At 59.9% G+C, this 16,269-nt stretch carries 14 protein-coding genes; 4 read left to right on the top strand and 10 right to left on the bottom strand.

What is annotated here, in order from left to right; all coding sequences use genetic code 11:
- Positions 1-258: 258 nt before the first annotated feature.
- Positions 259-1,713 (bottom strand): tryptophan-rich sensory protein, encoded by a 1,455-nt coding sequence (locus BKN05_RS08850; RefSeq protein ID WP_286688473.1) that lies wholly within the window; start codon positions 1,711-1,713, stop codon positions 259-261.
- A gap of 385 nt (positions 1,714-2,098) precedes the next feature.
- On the opposite strand from BKN05_RS08850, the gene BKN05_RS08845 reads away from it, so the two are divergent.
- A complete protein-coding gene (locus BKN05_RS08845) occupies positions 2,099-2,467 on the top strand; it encodes a CPBP family intramembrane glutamic endopeptidase (protein WP_286688472.1) in 369 nt (122 codons plus the stop codon).
- Positions 2,468-2,995: 528 nt separating this feature from the next.
- Entirely contained in the window at positions 2,996-5,263 is a 2,268-nt protein-coding gene (locus BKN05_RS08840) for an ATP-dependent RNA helicase (protein ID WP_286688471.1), read from the top strand.
- Here BKN05_RS08840 and BKN05_RS08835 read toward each other — a convergent pair whose 3' ends face one another.
- Positions 5,264-6,034, bottom strand: coding sequence for a TSUP family transporter (locus BKN05_RS08835; protein WP_286688470.1), 771 nt, complete (start codon positions 6,032-6,034; stop codon positions 5,264-5,266).
- Between the two features lie 113 nt (positions 6,035-6,147).
- Here BKN05_RS08835 and BKN05_RS08830 point away from each other — a divergent pair, with 113 nt between their 5' ends.
- Positions 6,148-7,239, top strand: coding sequence for an AbrB family transcriptional regulator (locus tag BKN05_RS08830; RefSeq protein WP_286688469.1), 1,092 nt, complete (start codon positions 6,148-6,150; stop codon positions 7,237-7,239).
- Here BKN05_RS08830 and BKN05_RS08825 read toward each other — a convergent pair.
- Complete coding sequence (locus BKN05_RS08825) at positions 7,236-8,906, bottom strand: DUF885 domain-containing protein (RefSeq protein WP_286688468.1); 1,671 nt, start codon at positions 8,904-8,906, stop codon at positions 7,236-7,238. The two genes, BKN05_RS08830 and BKN05_RS08825, sit on opposite strands and share 4 nt — an antisense overlap.
- A 69-nt stretch (positions 8,907-8,975) precedes the next feature.
- Positions 8,976-9,545: an LOG family protein gene (locus BKN05_RS08820; RefSeq protein ID WP_286688467.1), complete on the bottom strand. Its 570-nt coding sequence runs from the start codon at positions 9,543-9,545 to the stop codon at positions 8,976-8,978.
- A gap of 108 nt (positions 9,546-9,653) precedes the next feature.
- On the opposite strand from BKN05_RS08820, the gene BKN05_RS08815 reads away from it, so the two are divergent.
- The gene (locus BKN05_RS08815) at positions 9,654-10,787 is read left to right on the top strand and encodes an ROK family transcriptional regulator (RefSeq protein WP_286688466.1); all 1,134 of its coding nucleotides are present in this window, start codon (positions 9,654-9,656) and stop codon (positions 10,785-10,787) included.
- Here the strand turns inward: BKN05_RS08815 and BKN05_RS08810 are convergent.
- The 6 genes from BKN05_RS08810 to amn form a co-directional block, all read right to left on the bottom strand.
- Positions 10,770-11,366 carry an HAD-IA family hydrolase gene (locus BKN05_RS08810; protein WP_286688465.1) on the bottom strand — a complete coding sequence of 199 codons (597 nt, stop codon included), beginning with the start codon at positions 11,364-11,366 and terminating at the stop codon, positions 10,770-10,772. The genes BKN05_RS08815 and BKN05_RS08810 overlap by 18 nt on opposite strands.
- 13 nt (positions 11,367-11,379) lie before the next feature.
- Positions 11,380-11,733, bottom strand: a complete 354-nt coding sequence (locus BKN05_RS08805; RefSeq protein ID WP_286688464.1) for a hypothetical protein — start codon at positions 11,731-11,733, stop codon at positions 11,380-11,382.
- 82 nt (positions 11,734-11,815) lie between these two features.
- Entirely contained in the window at positions 11,816-12,313 is a 498-nt protein-coding gene (locus BKN05_RS08800; RefSeq protein WP_286688463.1) for a ferritin, read from the bottom strand.
- A 284-nt stretch (positions 12,314-12,597) separates the two neighbouring features.
- Positions 12,598-14,079, bottom strand: coding sequence for a SulP family inorganic anion transporter (locus tag BKN05_RS08795; RefSeq protein WP_286688462.1), 1,482 nt, complete (start codon positions 14,077-14,079; stop codon positions 12,598-12,600).
- 21 nt (positions 14,080-14,100) lie between these two features.
- A complete protein-coding gene (locus BKN05_RS08790; protein ID WP_269954358.1) occupies positions 14,101-14,613 on the bottom strand; it encodes a phosphoribosyltransferase in 513 nt (170 codons plus the stop codon).
- Between the two features lie 73 nt (positions 14,614-14,686).
- Positions 14,687-16,090: an AMP nucleosidase gene (amn, locus tag BKN05_RS08785; protein WP_286688461.1), complete on the bottom strand. Its 1,404-nt coding sequence runs from the start codon at positions 16,088-16,090 to the stop codon at positions 14,687-14,689.
- Between the last annotated feature and the right edge of the window lie 179 nt (positions 16,091-16,269).

Raw genomic sequence — 16,269 nt, 5'->3', positions numbered from 1 at the left:
GTATCGATACCGAGTACACACACTCAATCGGCATCCAAAAAGGCCACATCTAACCCCGCGACACGCCGATAGCAGACACACATTTTGTCGCTTAACCCTGAAAGACGGAAGGGTAAAAACACCTCCCGCCTTTCGCTACCGAATTTTACTCATTCTATAGACCTCCTAGTCGAGCGGCTTGCTAGGAAGCCAACCGAACGCCTCCGCGGAGGTACGCCATCACGATTTACCTAACGCTGTGATTGCTGCCTTTGGTATCTAGCGATTCCTGCGGGCAATTTCTGCACTTAGTGCTGTAGCAAAGCTAGTCCAAGCCGCATATGGAGATAGAACTACTCCACGTTCGGGGGAAGATTTCCAAGCGCGGCGGACAAGATCTGCAGAGCTTATCGCTAAAGCCCCGGCCCAGACGGCTGCGAGTTTACGGCGGTGTGAGCGGAAAAATACTCCGCACCAACCCGCGTTGAGCGCGAGGTTTAAGCCAAGCACGCTGGCATGGGAGCACGCCGCGTTAGTTTCCTTGGCTTCGAGTTGATCAGCAATGACTAAGGAGTTTACTAGCGCAATATCAGCATACAGTGCTGTCCATACAACGGGAAAGACGAATGCCGGCGGCTGCCAAGACGGTTTAGACAACCGACGATATTTGCGTCCATTGGTGGTGACCAGAGAAGATCCTATGATTCCGCAGGCAGTCACGGCGGTGCCGACTGCGCCGAGGGTCTTTTGCCAACGTCGAGTGTCGGTTCCCTTGTTGGCAGCAGTAACGGCTTCCGCAAAGGTCTGGTTGCCACCGGGCGGAGTGCCAGTATAAGACTCGAGGTCTCGTTCTTTGACAACAGTATCGTGCAGCAGGCTGCCGATAAGGGGGGTGGCAAGGTTAGCTTTGATGGGGGTGATCAAAGAAATCCACTTGGCTGCAAGCTCCGGAGTGGTTACTGGGGCAGAAAAGACGATACGCGGTAGCAAACCTTCAGTCTTGGCGTACTCCTGCATCATAGCCGCATATTCGAACGTATCGGGCCCGCCGATATCGAAGGTGCGGTTAACCTCAGGGGGAAGTTCGGCCGCGCCGGCCAGGTAGAAGATGACATCACGTACAGAAATCGGGGTGATCTTATGGCGGATCCAGCCAGGTCCAATAGCACCTGGTAGGCGTTCAGAGAGATGACGCAACATACGGAAGGAAATCGATCCCTCACCCAAAACCACACCAGCCTGTAAGGCCGCGGTGGGAACAGCAGAATCCAGGAAGATCTGTCCGACCTCGACACGAGATCCTAAGTGTTCGGACAACTCTTCGTCATAGGGATGTAAGCCGCCGAGGAATACGATGCGGCCAACGTCTTGGTCAGAGGCCGCGCGAGCAAATCGCTGGGCCATAGAACGTTCCTCGGTGCGGAAATCCCCGGTTTCGGACATGGAGTGGATGAGGTAAAAGGTGGCATGGGCATTCGCAAGTGCATCATGCAGATCTTCGCTGCTGGTGGCATCGCCTTCAAAAACTTCTACTTGACCGGCACCCGCGTTCTCACCCTCATCAACGATCTTATCACCCCACGGCATGGACAAGGCTTTCTTTCGACTGCGTGAAAGAGTGCGCACCCGCCACCCGCGCTTGAGCAATTCCGTGGTGAGGTTGCTTCCTACATAGCCAGTAGCCCCAGTAACTAAGGCCAAACGAGGGGTTTCTTCGGTAGAATTTGACGCCATCACATTTTCCTTCCTGCCATCTGTGGCGCACACTCGCTAGTATCGCCAATGCTACGTGAAACCCGCCTCCCTTGTAGGATCTCTTTTCCACTGCGAAAGGTTGCTCATGTCGCAAACCTGCCCAGCCACAGGCCATAAGAATGTACTACTCCGCACTATCCTTCCTGCGATTCTTGGTGCGATCGGCCTTTTTAACTCTTCTCAGACCCAGGCGGGCTCACCAGAGTTTTACGCTGCGACATTTTTTACCGCCGCTGTGTGGTTTCTAACGTGGCTAGCTTGGGGAAACCGACGCTGTTTTTCCGGCCACCATCTTCGCGAGATCGCTCGCGGTACAACCCTCGGCCTGACACTTATAGTTCTTTTTATCCTCGGAGCGCTCATCGTGCGCTTTATCCCTTTTTTGGCTGGGCCAGTAAGTGACCTGCTGGATAACATGCGCCACGGCAGCGTACCGATTACCCTAGCGACACTCATTATCAACGGTGTGGGTGAGGAGCTTTTCTTCCGCGACGTCGTCCGCCGCCAGTTTTCGGACTCCCTCTCACCTACTCCCGCCATCATTACGCAACTAGCTCTCTACATCTCTGTCACCGCAGCGATGGGGATCCCTCTCCTGCTGGTAGCCTCCGTGCTCATCGGCGGCGCTGCCGCGCTGGAAGCCCGACGCGCTGATAATCTCATCTCAGCCACCACACTGCACTTGGTTTGGAGCCTTGGCATGGCGTTCGTTTTACCTATCCTCATTCATTAGCTCGACTCTGACTTTCACATTTTTTGGAAAAGTACGTTGCCGATCAGGTAGTCGTCCATCAGGCTGCGGTCATGGGAAGTTTCGCGCTAGAAACCCACGGGAGCGGGCCGGTAGTTAAAGATATCGCCTTATACAGTCAAGGTTGCGTGAAACGCGGGGCTGGTTGTCCCCACAAAAGATTCCTACTTACTAGTGCGAAAGACAACCTGCCCGAGATTCTGTCGGAAAAATCTGCGTTACCGGGCCTGCACCTGCCACCGAACCTAGAATGTGGCTGCGCCGTGATGTGCGGTAGGCGCGTTTTATTGATTTCGGTCCCACCATCTTGGCGCAGGCCAAGGGGACGCTTGGCGAAGCGCTATGGTTAGCCCCGAAGCCCATGTCACCGTGCTGCCGGAGATTAGAATGGAAAGACCTGCGTCGTGAGCGCAGGAACGCTTAATGCCGCTAAGGTTCCGGATAACTCACTAGTCCTGCGAGCGTCAGGATTTCAACAGTCCCGTCGAAGGTTTTGGAGCCGCCAAGTAAATGTTTGATCTCGCCAGAATCGGTGCGGGCCTGCCCGTAGCCGAGACCATCGATTCGCTGCCTGAAACCGGAAACGTCGTCATTCAGGCCCCACCCGGTACGGGTAAAACCACGCTCGTGCCACCGGCGCTGGCCAATCATGCGGCGGGCCGAGGCAAAGTCATCGTCACCGGCCCGCGCCGTGTGGCTGTCCGCGCGGCCGCGCAGCGCTTGAGTGCTCTCAGCGGCACCCCGGACAAGGTCGGCTTTGCCATCCGAGGCGAGTCCCGCAAAGGCAGTGAGGTCGAATTCGTCACACCGGGCGTGCTGCTGCGCCGCCTGCTTAAGGATCCGGAACTCGAGGGTGTTGCCGCCGTTGCCATCGATGAGGTCCACGAGCGCCAGCTCGATACGGATCTGGTGCTGGGCATGTGCCTGGAATTGGCCGAGCTACGCGAGGACTTCCGCGTCATCGCCATGTCCGCCACCGTGGATGCGCAACGCTTTTCCCAGCTTATGGACGCCCCCGTCCACGTCACCGAAGCAGTCACCCACCCGCTCGATATCCACTACGCCCCCATGCCGGGCAGGGCGGCGGGAACGAGGGAGTTTTATGGGGACGTCGCCAAGCAGGCAGCCCGCCAGCACGAATCAACGCTGGTCTTTGTGCCCGGCGTGCGCGAAGTCAACCTCGTCTGCGATGCCTTGGCAGGCCATAATGTGTTTCCGCTGCACGGCAAGCAAACTACCGCGGAGCAAGACGCTGCGCTGTATACCGATGAACAGCGCATCGTCGTGGCTACCTCCATCGCGGAGTCTTCGCTTACCGTGCCGGGCGTGCGCGTGGTGGTAGATGCCGGGCTCTCCCGCGTTCCCCGGCGCGATGCGCAGCGTGGCATGTCCGGGTTGGTGACGGTGTCTACCTCAAAATCGAGTGCCGATCAGCGCGCTGGTCGTGCCGGCCGTGAGGCACCCGGCACCGTTATTCGCTGCTACTCGCAGGATGATTACCAGCACTTTTCTCCGCATACCACCCCGGAGATCCTGTCTGCGGACCTGACCCAGGCCGCGCTGTTTCTGGACTGCTGGGGCGCAGGCCCGGACTTCCCGTTGCTCGATCCGCCGCCGGCCCCGGCCCTGGCATCTGCGCATGCGACCCTCAAGCGCATTGGTGCCACGCAGGAGCTCGCCCTCCTGCCCACCGATCCACGCCTCGGCGCTTCTTTGCTCCGCCACGGCAGTCAGGCCGCACCCATCATTGCCTCGCTTGCCGACGCCCCCTTAACCCCCGATCTCACCCGTCACCGCCCACCCCAAAGGGAGGTCAAGCGGCTCGCCCGCCTCGTCGACGATCTAGGCCCCGCCGATCCCGGCGAGGTCGTCGCCACCGCCTTTCCCGAGCAGGTGGCCAAGCGCATGGGCGAGGATTACCTGCTGGCCAGCGGCACCCGCGCCCGCCTGCTCGATAACTCGGACTTAGCCGGTGCCCCGTGGCTCGCCATCGCAGAGGTATCCCTGTCCAACGCCGGTAATGCCATCATCCGCTCGGCCGCTCGCATCGAGGAAACCACAGCCCTCGAGACCATCGGCGTCACCGAGGAAACCCGTGCCTTCCTGCGCGATGGCCGCGTGCGCGGCGTCAAGGTCAAGGCCGCGGGCGCCATCACGCTCTCTGAAACCCCTGTCAAGGTCACCGGCCCCGCGGCCGAGGAGGCGCTTGCCGCCGGCATCCGCGAGGAAGGTTTGGGGCTTTTCACCTTCAGCGAGAAAGCCCAAAGCTTAAAAGACCGTTTGCGCCACCTGCACGCCCACTATGGCGAGCCGTGGCCCGATGTCGATTCCGCGGATCCCGCCGAGTGGCTCGGCCCCGAGCTCCACCACATTGCGGAGGGCACCCCCGCCGCCAAGCTCGACATGTACCCCGCGCTGCAACGCCTCCTGCCCTGGCCGGAAGCCACCCATCTGGACGAGCTCGCCCCCGAGCGCCTCCCAGTCCCCTCCGGTCGGGACGCACGAATCGACTGGTCCGGCGACCGCCCCGTGGTCCACATCAAGCTACAAGAATGCTTCGGCCTGGCCGCATCCCCCGAATACTGCGGCCACCGCGTGCAATTCCATCTACTCTCCCCCGCCGGCCGCCCGCTCGCGGTGACCGATGATCTCGCCAGCTTCTGGTCCGGTCCTTATGCCGGCGTGCGCGCCGATATGCGCGGCCGCTACCCCAAGCACCCGTGGCCGGAGGACCCGTGGAATGCCGTTGCTACCGCGCGCACCAAAAACCGAATGTAGTTAGCCCCATTGCTGCCAACCCAGGTAGCAGCTCATGACCACGACCAAGGTAAGTAGCGCGTAGCGGATGAATTTGGCCCCGCCACCGAGTACGGTACGTGCACCGAGGAGTGCGCCGGCAATATTGGCTACGCCGAGCACGAGGCCGAGCGTCCACCACACGTGCCCGCCAATAATAAACACGACGAGCGCACCGAAGTTGGTAGCTGTATTGACCACCTTGGCCATAGCCGCAGAAGTCAGGAAGTTCTGCGCAAAAATAGAGGTGAAGGCCATGATCAAAAACATTCCGGTACCCGGACCGAAGATGCCATCATAAAAGGAAATGATGCCGGAGAGCACCAAGACTACGACGGTCCGCCAACCACCACGGGTTCCGGCCGAGTCGCTACTGCCAAAGTCTGGCTTGAAGGCAACGAAGACGCCCACGGCCACCATGAGCACGATGATGATGGGGCGCATGATGTCTTTATCGAGGCTCGAGGCCACGCTGGCCCCCAACCCGGAGCAGACCAGCGCGATAAGGAGGAAGCGCGCCATTTCTGCCTTGTCCAGCTTCACCTTGCGGGCGAGGGTTACGGCAGCGGATCCGGTGCCGGTCACCGCGGCGAGCTTGCTAGTGCCCAAAGCTGCGGCCGGAGCAAGGCTCGGCAGGACCGCCAGCAGCATCGGGATCAGGATCAATCCGCCACCACCAATAACCGCATCGACCCAACCCGCGGCCGCGGTACCAAAGAAGAGAATTATCCACTGCACCAGATCAATTTCCATGCCCCCGATCATAAATCTTAAATGATATAAGGTGATAACCCGCCTATTGCCCTCTCCGTAGTAGAGCAGAAAGAGGCACTATACTTTTGTCGCAGCAGAACTAGGAGGCTCGCATGGCCGCACAGCAGGAAGGCACCGGGCTTAGTGCCCATACCGTGGCACGGTGGACCATTGTTGTTCCGGCATCGGTCGCACTGGGCTGGCTCTTTAGCAGGTGGCACGTACCTGCGGCTTGGATCCTGGCAGCGATCCTCTCCTCCGGCGCCATGGCGCTTTTTACTGGGGAAGATCTGCGCGTGAACCGCAGTTTTTATAGCATGTCGCGTGGTTTTATCGGCATGATGGCTGCGATCCCGCTGACCGTGGTGCCGGTGGGCCAATTGCTTGGCTTCCTGCCTGCCGCCCTGACGATGTCCTTTGTCACACTGATGGTAGGCATTATCGGCGGCCAACTCTTACACCGCGCGCAGCCAGACGATGTCTCCTCCGAAACCGGCATTTTATCCATGCTGCCGGGCGGTGCTTCGCTGATGCCTGCGCTTGCCGACGAACTCGGTGCCGACTTCCGCTACGTCGCCCTCACCCAATACCTGCGCCTCTTAGTAGTCTCGGTATCGCTACCCGCCGTGGTCGCCTTATTGGACACGCCCGCCGGCGAGGGGGCGGATCTTTCGGTCGACGGCGAAACCACATGGTGGATAGTTGCCCTAGTGGTTGTCATTGCCTGCATAGGAGAAAAGGTAGGCAAGTTCCTCCATCTCCCCGCCGCCGCGGTGCTCGGCCCCTTGCTGCTGACGGTTCTAGCCTCTTTCGTGTTGCCGGAGGGCCACACGCTCGAGCCGCTCTACGCCTTTAAGGTGATGGCATTTTTGTCCATCGGCTGGGTCTGCGGCGGCGGGCTTTCGCTGCCGGCGCTCAAGGCCTTTGCCAAGCAATTGCCCGCCACGGTTCTTTTCATCGTGGTCATTATCGGCATCTGCGCGGCCACCGCCTGGCCGCTGACCAAATGGCTGCACATCACCTACTTTGAGGCCTACCTGGCCACCAGCCCCGGCGCGCTGGAGACCGTGCTCGCGCTCTCGGCCGAGGGCGGGGCCGGACCCGCGGTCATCGCGGTACAGCTCACCCGGCTTATTGCGGTGCTGGTCATCGCAGGCTACCTGCCGCAGCTATTGCGGCTGGCGAAGCGCCTGCTGCGCCGCTAGTTATCCAGAACGGCCTCGCGCAGGACGGACATCGGCACGGAGCCAAGGGCGAGGGCCTCGGAGTGGAACTCGCGTGCGCTCATGCCCTGCTTCTCGGCCTCGGCACGGGTCTCCTGCCACAGGCGCTGTCCCAATGCATAGGACGGTGCCTGGCCCGGCCAGCCGAGGTAGCGATTGACCTCAAAGTTGAGGTTCGCATCATCCATAGCGGTGTTCTCACGCATGAAGGTCTTCACGTGCGCCTTGTCCCACACGCCGGACGTCGAGCAATCCGGCAACTGCTTGCCCAAGTGCAATCCGATGTCCACGACCACGCGGGCGGCGCGCAGGCGCTGCGCATCCAACATGCCCATGCGGAAGCCCGGGTCGTCCATGTAGCCCAGCTCGGCCATGAGCTGTTCGGCGTAGAGCGCCCAGCCCTCGCCATGACCAGAGTTCCACGTCACCGCGCGGCGCCACAGATTGAGGTCTTCTTGCACCAGCGCAGAGCCTAGCTGCAGGTGGTGGCCCGGCACGCCCTCGTGGTGGACGGTGGTCAGTTCCTGCCAAGTGTGGAAGGTGTCCTGGCCTTCTGGCACGGACCACCACATGCGGCCCGGGCGGGAGAAGTCATCACTCGGCGGGGTATAGAAGATGCCGCCGGTGCCGGCTGGATCGATGCAGCACTCGATCTCTTCTACTTCCTCCGGAATATCGAATTCCTTGCCGTTGAGCTCAGCGATGACGCCATCGGCGGTGGATTGCATCCACTCCACCAAGGCATCGGTGCCGCGCAGGGTATAGCGCTCCTCGTGGTTGAGCTTGCGCATCGCCGAGCGCACCGAGCAATCGGAGCCGTAGAGCTCGTGGGCGATCTTTTCCTGCTCCGCGCGCAGGCTGCGCACCTGGTCCAGGCCCCACTCATAGGCCTCGTCGAGATTGACGGCATCGCCCACAAAGAGCTTGGAAAAGCGCTCGTAGCGCTCGCGGCCCACGGCGTCCTTGTTAGGAGCCTGGGGCTGCAGGTCATTGGAGAGCCAATCGGAGAACTCGCCAAAGGCCTCCTTGGCCTGCTGCACCTCGGCGGAGTCGGCGTCGAGGCCGAGGGACTCGAGCATCGAGTCGGCGTCGGCAAGCCGCTCGCACTGCACAATGACCTCGGAGATCTGATGGTGCGGTGCCACCATGCCGTGGGAGGCTGCTTCCTCCAAGGAGCTGCGGTAGCCGGCCAGGGAGGTCTTCACCTTGGACAGGCGGGAGCGAATGGCATCGCGGTCCTCGTCCGTGTCCTGCGGCATGAGCAGCAGCGTATCGCGAATGGTCTGCACCGGGGAGGCGATGTTATTCAGGCAGCGCACGTCCTCGCTGTGGTGGTGCAGATCTAGTTCAAGACAGAGACGATCACGCAGGACGGCCGCGGTGACATAGTCCACGTCATCAAAGTCATCCTCATCATCGGACTCATCGGTGGTGTCATCCAGGGCATCCAAGTCCGCCACCATTTCGCGGGTGCGGTCTGCGATGGCGGTGAAGTATTCGGGGGAGAAATCCTGCAATTCGCCCTCGTAGCCGTCAATGCCCCACGCGGTGGCATCGGTGGGGGAAAGCTCGGCTAGGTCGTGAACGAAGTTATCGCACGAAGCGTCCAGTAGAGAGGGCTGGCGCTTAGCGGTCTGCTCAGAACTCATAACGAGGAAGTCTATCCCTAAGTATCAGCTATAGGCCACCCAGGCGGGCCGAAGTTGCGAACTTGTTAACTAATCGTTGTCCCACTTTGTACCGGGATAGTTCCACCGGCCGAATTCATCCAGGATATCCTGCGGTTTCTCCTCCATCACCAAGGCATCGACAAAGCGTGGCAAGATGAAGCCGGACTCGGCCATGGCGGCGTACATGGCGTAGAACGGACGCCAAAAATCCTCGGTGTTTACTAGGCCCACCGGACCGCGGATGGTGCCCAGCTGTTGCAGGGTGAGCACCTCGGTGAGCTCTTCGAGGGTGCCGACGCCACCGGGGAGGCAAATATAGGCGTCGGCAAGCTGCTCCATGCGCGTCTTACGCTCGGCCATGGAGCCGACTACTTCGAGGGTGGTCAGGCCGGGGTGGGAGATCTCCAGATCCACCAGGGACTGTGGCATCACGCCGGTGACGGTACCGCCGGCGGCCAGGCAGGCCTCTGCCACCTCGCGCATCAAGCCGATATTGCCGCCGCCGTAGACCAAGGTGAGACCGCGTCGGGCCAGCTCCGTACCCAATTCCTGTGCCGCCTGCGTATAGGCCGGGGAGTTTCCTGTTGCTGAACCACAATAAACCGCTACTGACTGCATGCTCTCCAGCATAGGTATCTGCGCGCCCACCACCACCTTTAGACTATTCGGTACATGAAACTTTTATCAGGTTAGACAAAGCAGTCTGGGATGCTTATACTCCTTTTTATGATCAAATCTGGCCCAGTGTTCACGCGGCCCCGCACACCGGCCGCAAAGTGCCTCCATTTGGTGCGCCTGAACCCGATCATCACCCGGAGCGAGCTGGTGGAAGCCACCGGACTTTCCCAGCCCACCATCACGCGCGCTACTACTTCGCTACTCAACGCGGGCCTCATCCAGGAACGCACCGACCTCACCCAGTCCCGTGGGCGTGGCCGACCAACCGTGCCGCTGGAGGCGGCCGATAATGACTGGGCGCTCGGCGGAATCTCCGTGGGCACCAAGCAGACCTACATCGGCCTTTATGACATCAAGGGCCGCACGTTGATCGAAGAGGAATTGACCACCCCGGTAGCTAACCTCAGCGAAGATGACTTCCTCGAGCACATCATGGCCGGCATCAATCGCATGCTGACGAACCTGGACCACCGCTTAGTCTCCCTCGGCGTGACTACCTCGGGCACCGTGGATGACAACGGCCTAGTCACCGCGGAAAACCTCAACTGGCACGGCGTGGACATTGCCGAACGCCTGCGCTTCCAGTTCGGCGTGCCGGTGGTGGTCTCCTCCGCCATCACGGCCATCCTCGGCTCCGAGACCCAGGCGGCCGAGATTGGCACCAGCGAGCGCGTTCTGGTGCTCTTCGCGGACGATTCCATCGGCTCGGCGCTCTCCGTCGAGGACGAGGTCAGCCCCATTATTCCCGTGCCGCAAACGCACTCTGAGCTGCTTGGTCACGGCGCTTCCGAGCGCCTGCTGGCCACCCAGCACGTCCTAGAGAAGGTACGTCACGAGGGCATGGAAGTAGCCACGCTTGCCGACGCCGCCCAAGTAGCCGACTCCCACCCTGCCGTCCGCGCCATTTTAGACGAGCGCGCCCGCCAGTTGGGCGCCATCACCGCGGAGCTGGTCAAGGCCCACTCCCCGGCCACCGTGGTTATCGCCGGCGGCGCGTTTACCGACGACCCACAGGCCCCCAAGCAATTTGCCGCCACCGTCCGCGCCTCCGCGGGCGATGAGTTGCAGCTGCGCATGATCCCCGGCCATAAGGAGATTGTCCGCGCGGTAGCCCGCACCGTGGCCACCGACCAGCTCCTGCGCCAACCGCTGGAGCTAGTCCGCTCACTCCAGTGTGCTTAGCACCTCGCGTACCGAGTCGATGCCGCGAAAGAGATGGGCATTGAGCCCGCAGTAGCTAGCGCCCTCCACGTAGTCGACGCGGTCATCAAAAAAGTGCGTATCTTTCGGCTGCGCGGAGAGCGCATCCACGGCCACACGATAGGCCTCTGGGTGCGGCTTGGCCACGCCAATATCGCAGCTAAAAGTCACCGCCGCACAGTCCTCTAGCCACGTCTGCTTCTTTCGCACCTGACCCGCCAGCGTGGTGGGGATATTGGATAAGATGCCCACACTATAGCCGTCCCCGATAAGCCCCTTGACGAGCGCTACCATGTCGGGGTCCGCTTCTAATAGGCCGCTGTTTTCACACACTACTGCCTCAGCGACGGGAACCTCCCCCAACCCGGCGCGGGCTGCTACCTCATTCCAGTAGTGGCTATCGCTAAAAATGCCGGCGTCGTAGTCCGGCCGATAAAACCCGTAGGCCTCCCACATCGCCTCTGGATCTGGCGGCGCGAGGAGGCGCTCCAAGTCCGCGTGGCTTTCTGGGGTTGCCGGGCGCATGAGCACGCCGTACATATCAAAGAGGAGTTTGGGCATAACGGGGGCCAGTTTATGCGCGTTTCGGCGCTTGGGTCAGCACGGCTACGATTCCCACACCCGCACCAGCGACAAAAAGAGGCAGCATTGCAGGCGCCCGGTCCATGGACAAGACGAAGATGCCGCCGATGGCACCGATGAGCAGCATGCCACCCAGGCTATAGAGCGAGCGTGTGACTACCCCACGCTTGCCGGCGACGCCATAAACCAGCAGCGCGAGCCCGGCGAATGGGCCAAGCATCAGCGCCGCGGTGGTCAGAAATACCCCCAAGGCCATGTGCGTGGACATGATTGCTGCTCCCACGATGAGAAAGAGCGCCAGAACTAACAGGCTTATGGCGCACACAGCCTTGCGTTGCGTTGACATAGAAGTAATCCTCCCACCGCACCGCAGTGCTATGGGAGGATTGAGCTAAATCTTGATGGGTTTGTTATTCACCCACACGCGCTTAGGCGCCGCCTTCGGTGCGACCAGCCAGGCGCTCATCGATGCGCAGCAGGCCCGAACCATCATTGCCCACCAGCTTGATCTGGTCCAGAATCTCAGAAACGGTATCCTCTTCTTCCACCTGCTCGCTCAGGAACCAGTCAACGAGCTGGCGGGATTCCAGATCCTGTACGTCTAGCGCCGCGCGGGCGATGGTGCGGATCTCCTCGGAAACCTTCTGCTCGTGCTCGAGGGAAGCCTGGAAGGCATCCTGCGGGTTAGCGGCCTTGACGGAACCAACCGGGATGTCATTGAGCTCTACGCGGTATCCGCGGGAGAGCAAGTGGTCCGCAATCTTCTCTGCGTGCTCGCGCTCCTCAGCAGCCTGGCCCATGAACCAATCACGCATGCCTGGGAAGGAGAGGTTATCCATCTCGAAAGCCAGCTGGGTATAGACCATGGAAGCGCCGTATTCGCTAATAACCTGGTCATTCAACAGGGTTTGCAGCTTCTCGTCCATTGTAAAAACCTTTCTGTGTGGGGAAATTAATTAGTGCTAAGCACCACAGTACAGAAGATTCTCCCGCGATCCAGCAAGGCCTACTTAAGTAAACTTGCACGTCATTACACTTTTTTAGATTGGATAACCTAAGTTAGCCAAGACAAAGCTTGCCGCCACGCGCGGGCAAAGGTCCCCTAAAACGCAAGGTCACCGCGCATCCTCCACCATGACACAGACTCGACTCGACGCCCGTCACAGCAGCGACCATTTGCAACCGCACACCCCGGACCATAAATGTGACTTTAGTCACTCAAGCGTCCACTAAGGCGATTCAGGCGCTGCGCGCTCGCCCCTTCCAGGCCACGGAACTCTACCTCGATGCCACGCTCGGCGTATTTCTTCTGCACCGCATCCAACGTCGCCACCGTAGAGGCGTCCCATACCTCGGCCTTGCTCATATCAATCACCACGAGCTGGGTATCCAGCGTGTAATCAAAGGCATAGACCAAGTCATTGGAGGAGGCGAAGAAGAGCTGGCCGCGCACCGCATACTCGGCATCGCCTACGTGCTCCACCTCCACCAGGTGGGCCACGCGGCGGGCAAAGCCGATCGAGGCCGCCACCACGCCGAGCACCACGCCCACCGCCAAGTTATGTGTGGCCAGCGTGCCTACCACCGTCACCAGCATCACCAGCGTTTCTGATAGCGGCATGAGCTTCAGCGTGCGCGGGTGCACCGAATGCCAATCCACCGTCGTTGCGGCCACGATGATCATCACCGCCACCAGCGCGGCCATTGGAATGCGGCCGACGGTCTCGCCAAAGAGCAGGCAGAGGATAAGGAGGAAGGCGCCCGCGAGGAACGTCGACAAGCGCGTGCGCGCCTGGGATGCCTTCACGCCGATCATGGTCTGGCCAATCATGGCGCACACGCCCATGCCGCCAATGGCCGCGGCGAGGATATTGCCCACGCCCTGGCCAAAGGACTCGCGCGTCTTATCGGAGTGGGTATCCGTAATGTCATCGACCAGCTTGGCCGTCAGCAGCGATTCCATCAGGCCCACCAAAGCCATGCCAATGGCATACGGAGCAATAAGCTGCAGAGTATCCAGGTTCCACGGAATATCCGGCACGAAAAGCCCCGGCAGCGAGGTGGGCAGCTCGCCCTGGTCCGCCACATCGGGCACCTTCCACCCAGCCGCCACCGCAATGATGCTGACCACCAGAATGGTAATCAGCGGGGCGGGAATCACCGTGGTCAACCGTGGTAGCCCCAGCATGATAGCCAGGCCAATGGCCACCAGCAGATACACCATCCACGGCGCATCAATAAGGTGCGGCAGCTGCGTAGTAAACATCATGATGCCCAGCGCATTCACAAATCCCGTCATCACCGAGCGCGGGATAAAGCGCATGAGTTTAGCCACACCCACCGCGGCCAAGACCACCTGCATGATTCCCGCCAAGAGCACCGCGGCTACCACGTAGTCATGCCCATGTTCATGCGCGAGCGGAGAGACAACCAGCGCCACCGCTCCGGCCGCGGCGGAAATCATCGCTGGCCTACCTCCGGTAAAGGCGATGGACATGGCCATCACCACGGAGGAAAACAATCCCACCCGCGGATCCAACCCTGCGAGGATAGAAAAGCTTAAGACCTCCGGGATCAGAGCAAGCGCCACCGCCAATCCGCCGAATACCTCCTTGCGCAGGCGCGCAGGCGAGGAAAATGCATAGCGGAAGCTGGCGATGACGCTAGTCGGAGCAGGCTGTTCTTTAATCACGCCTGCACATCCTAGTGGACTTTAGGAGCCTTCCTTAAAAGAGCCATCTGCGGTGATTACGGGCAGCACGGACCACGCGAAGTTGATCCACTGATCGGTCTTCTTCCACGAGAAATCCGGCTCAAAGATAGTCTTCGGCTTGGTGTAAATGACGGCCGAGCGCACATCGTCTGCGGTTTCCTTGAGCAGGTTAACCACCAGATCCAAGGTCTTGCCAGAGTCCGCAACGTCATCGACAACCAGGACCTTCTTGCCTTTCAGCGAATCCGTATCCAGCTGCGGGGAAAGAATTACAGGCTCGTCTAGGGTCTGGCCGATATCGGTGTAGAACTCCACATTGATAGCACCCATGGCCTTGACACCGATGGCATAACCGATAGCACCGGCTGGGATCAGGCCGCCGCGGGCGACGCCCACGATGAGGTCTGGGAACCAACCAGATGCCACAATCTGTTCCGATAGGTTTCGGCTCGCCTCGCCGAAGACCTCCCAGGTGAGGTTTTCCCGGTCCGGGTGGATCCAATTTTCAGTCACGATTGTGTGGCTCCTTTTGCGTCATGGGCTTTCCTTGTAGTTTAACGAGCGATGCCTACCAAAGAAAAGGCAGCTACCGGAAGGGAACCTCGCCCAAAGTCCGACGCAGCTTGCGAGTGCGCAGGCGCTCCGGATTTTCGGCTAGATGCTCCATGGCGCGCACCGCGCACATCACGTGGGCTTCCTTCGAATTGGAGTAGAAGGCCTGCGCCTGCGCCGGCAACTTCGGCACCGCGTGAAGAGGCAGGTCAGAGACCGAAAGAAGAGTTCCATAAGGAACGCGGTAGCGGTAACCATTGGCCGCGAGCGTGCACGATTCCATATCCACAGCCACCGCGGTGGAGGTTCGCAGCCACTCCCATAAATCCCGGTTGGTGCGCCACTCCCAGTTGCGATCATCGGTGGAGAGCACCGTGCCGGTGCGCATGAGCGAGTTGTCGTCGCCGTACACCGCCTTTACTGCGGATTCGAGCATGCGCTGTACTTCTGGAATCGCCGGGATGGGTGAGGTCGCCGCAACCTTCTGGTCCAAGATGTGGTCATTGCGTTGATAAGCATTGCCTAGAATCAGGTCACCGATGCGCATGCGTCCGTCCATTCCGGCGCAGTGCCCAATCATGATCCATGCCTCCGGGCGCAGCACCGCCAAGCAATCCGTAATGGTCTTGGCGTTAGAGGGTCCTACACCGATATTGATCATCGTGATGCCATCGCCACCGGCAGTGATTAAATCAAAGCGCGGCATCTGGTACCGAGAGGTCAACGTTAAACCGTCAACATCAAGGTCCACCGCATCGTTGGGATGGATGGTCTCCCCATTGGGCAGCACCAAGGCGGTATAACGCGAGTCTTCCTTGGTCAGCTCGCGCAAACCAAACTTCACAAACTCGGTGGTGTGCATCGCGTAGTTAGTAAACAGAATGTATTTCTGCACCGTATCGACCTCGATGCCGGTGTAATGCTCAATGCGCGCACAGGCGATATCGAAACGCTGGGCCCCAAAGTGGAATAGCGGCTTTTCCGCACCGTGGAAAGCCTCCCATTCGCCATCAATGATCGCATCGTTGACCTCATCTAGCGTCGGCCGCGGAATAGGCCCGCGTTCCTGCGGAGCCGTGGCCGTGTCCTTGATGTACTCCGGCGGGATGCGCTGGTCCGATTGGCCAACAAAGATATCGCACGGATAATTGCCCGCTAGGCGGGTCAGCTGCTCGTGCAGGTAATCCCGAATTATGTGTGGCTTGGAAATTACCGCTGAATATTTGCCGGCCTCATTGACGTAGCCAAACGGCTCAGAACGATCGATGGGCTGCCATTTGCGGATATCCACCGTGACCTTGGGATAGACCACGTAGCGATAATCATCAAGGTTTCCTGATTCCAATGTCTTACGCGCAAGCTCGCAGGAATTCTCGTAAATCTCAATCAGGCGATTTACCGCCTCATCAACGGAGTGGACATGCTGCAGATCGGTCATAAGCGCGAGTGTAGCGGGGACTTCGCAGCGCGGCAGCGGTCCGCGCATTTCATTATTCTTTTCCACGGTAGCTTCAGTGATACCAACACTGACATGATTTACTGCGAGAAAATCAAAGACCTAGGATCAGTCCTTTTAGCTGCTAAGAGTGTCAAAGCAAAGGTCTCAAAGAGAATGCG

This window comes from Corynebacterium sp. S5S1 (assembly GCF_001913985.1).
GTDB lineage: Bacteria > Actinomycetota > Actinomycetes > Mycobacteriales > Mycobacteriaceae > Corynebacterium > Corynebacterium marquesiae.
The sequence above is the reverse complement of the archived record's forward strand: the minus strand, read 5'-3'. Positions and strand labels throughout refer to the sequence as shown.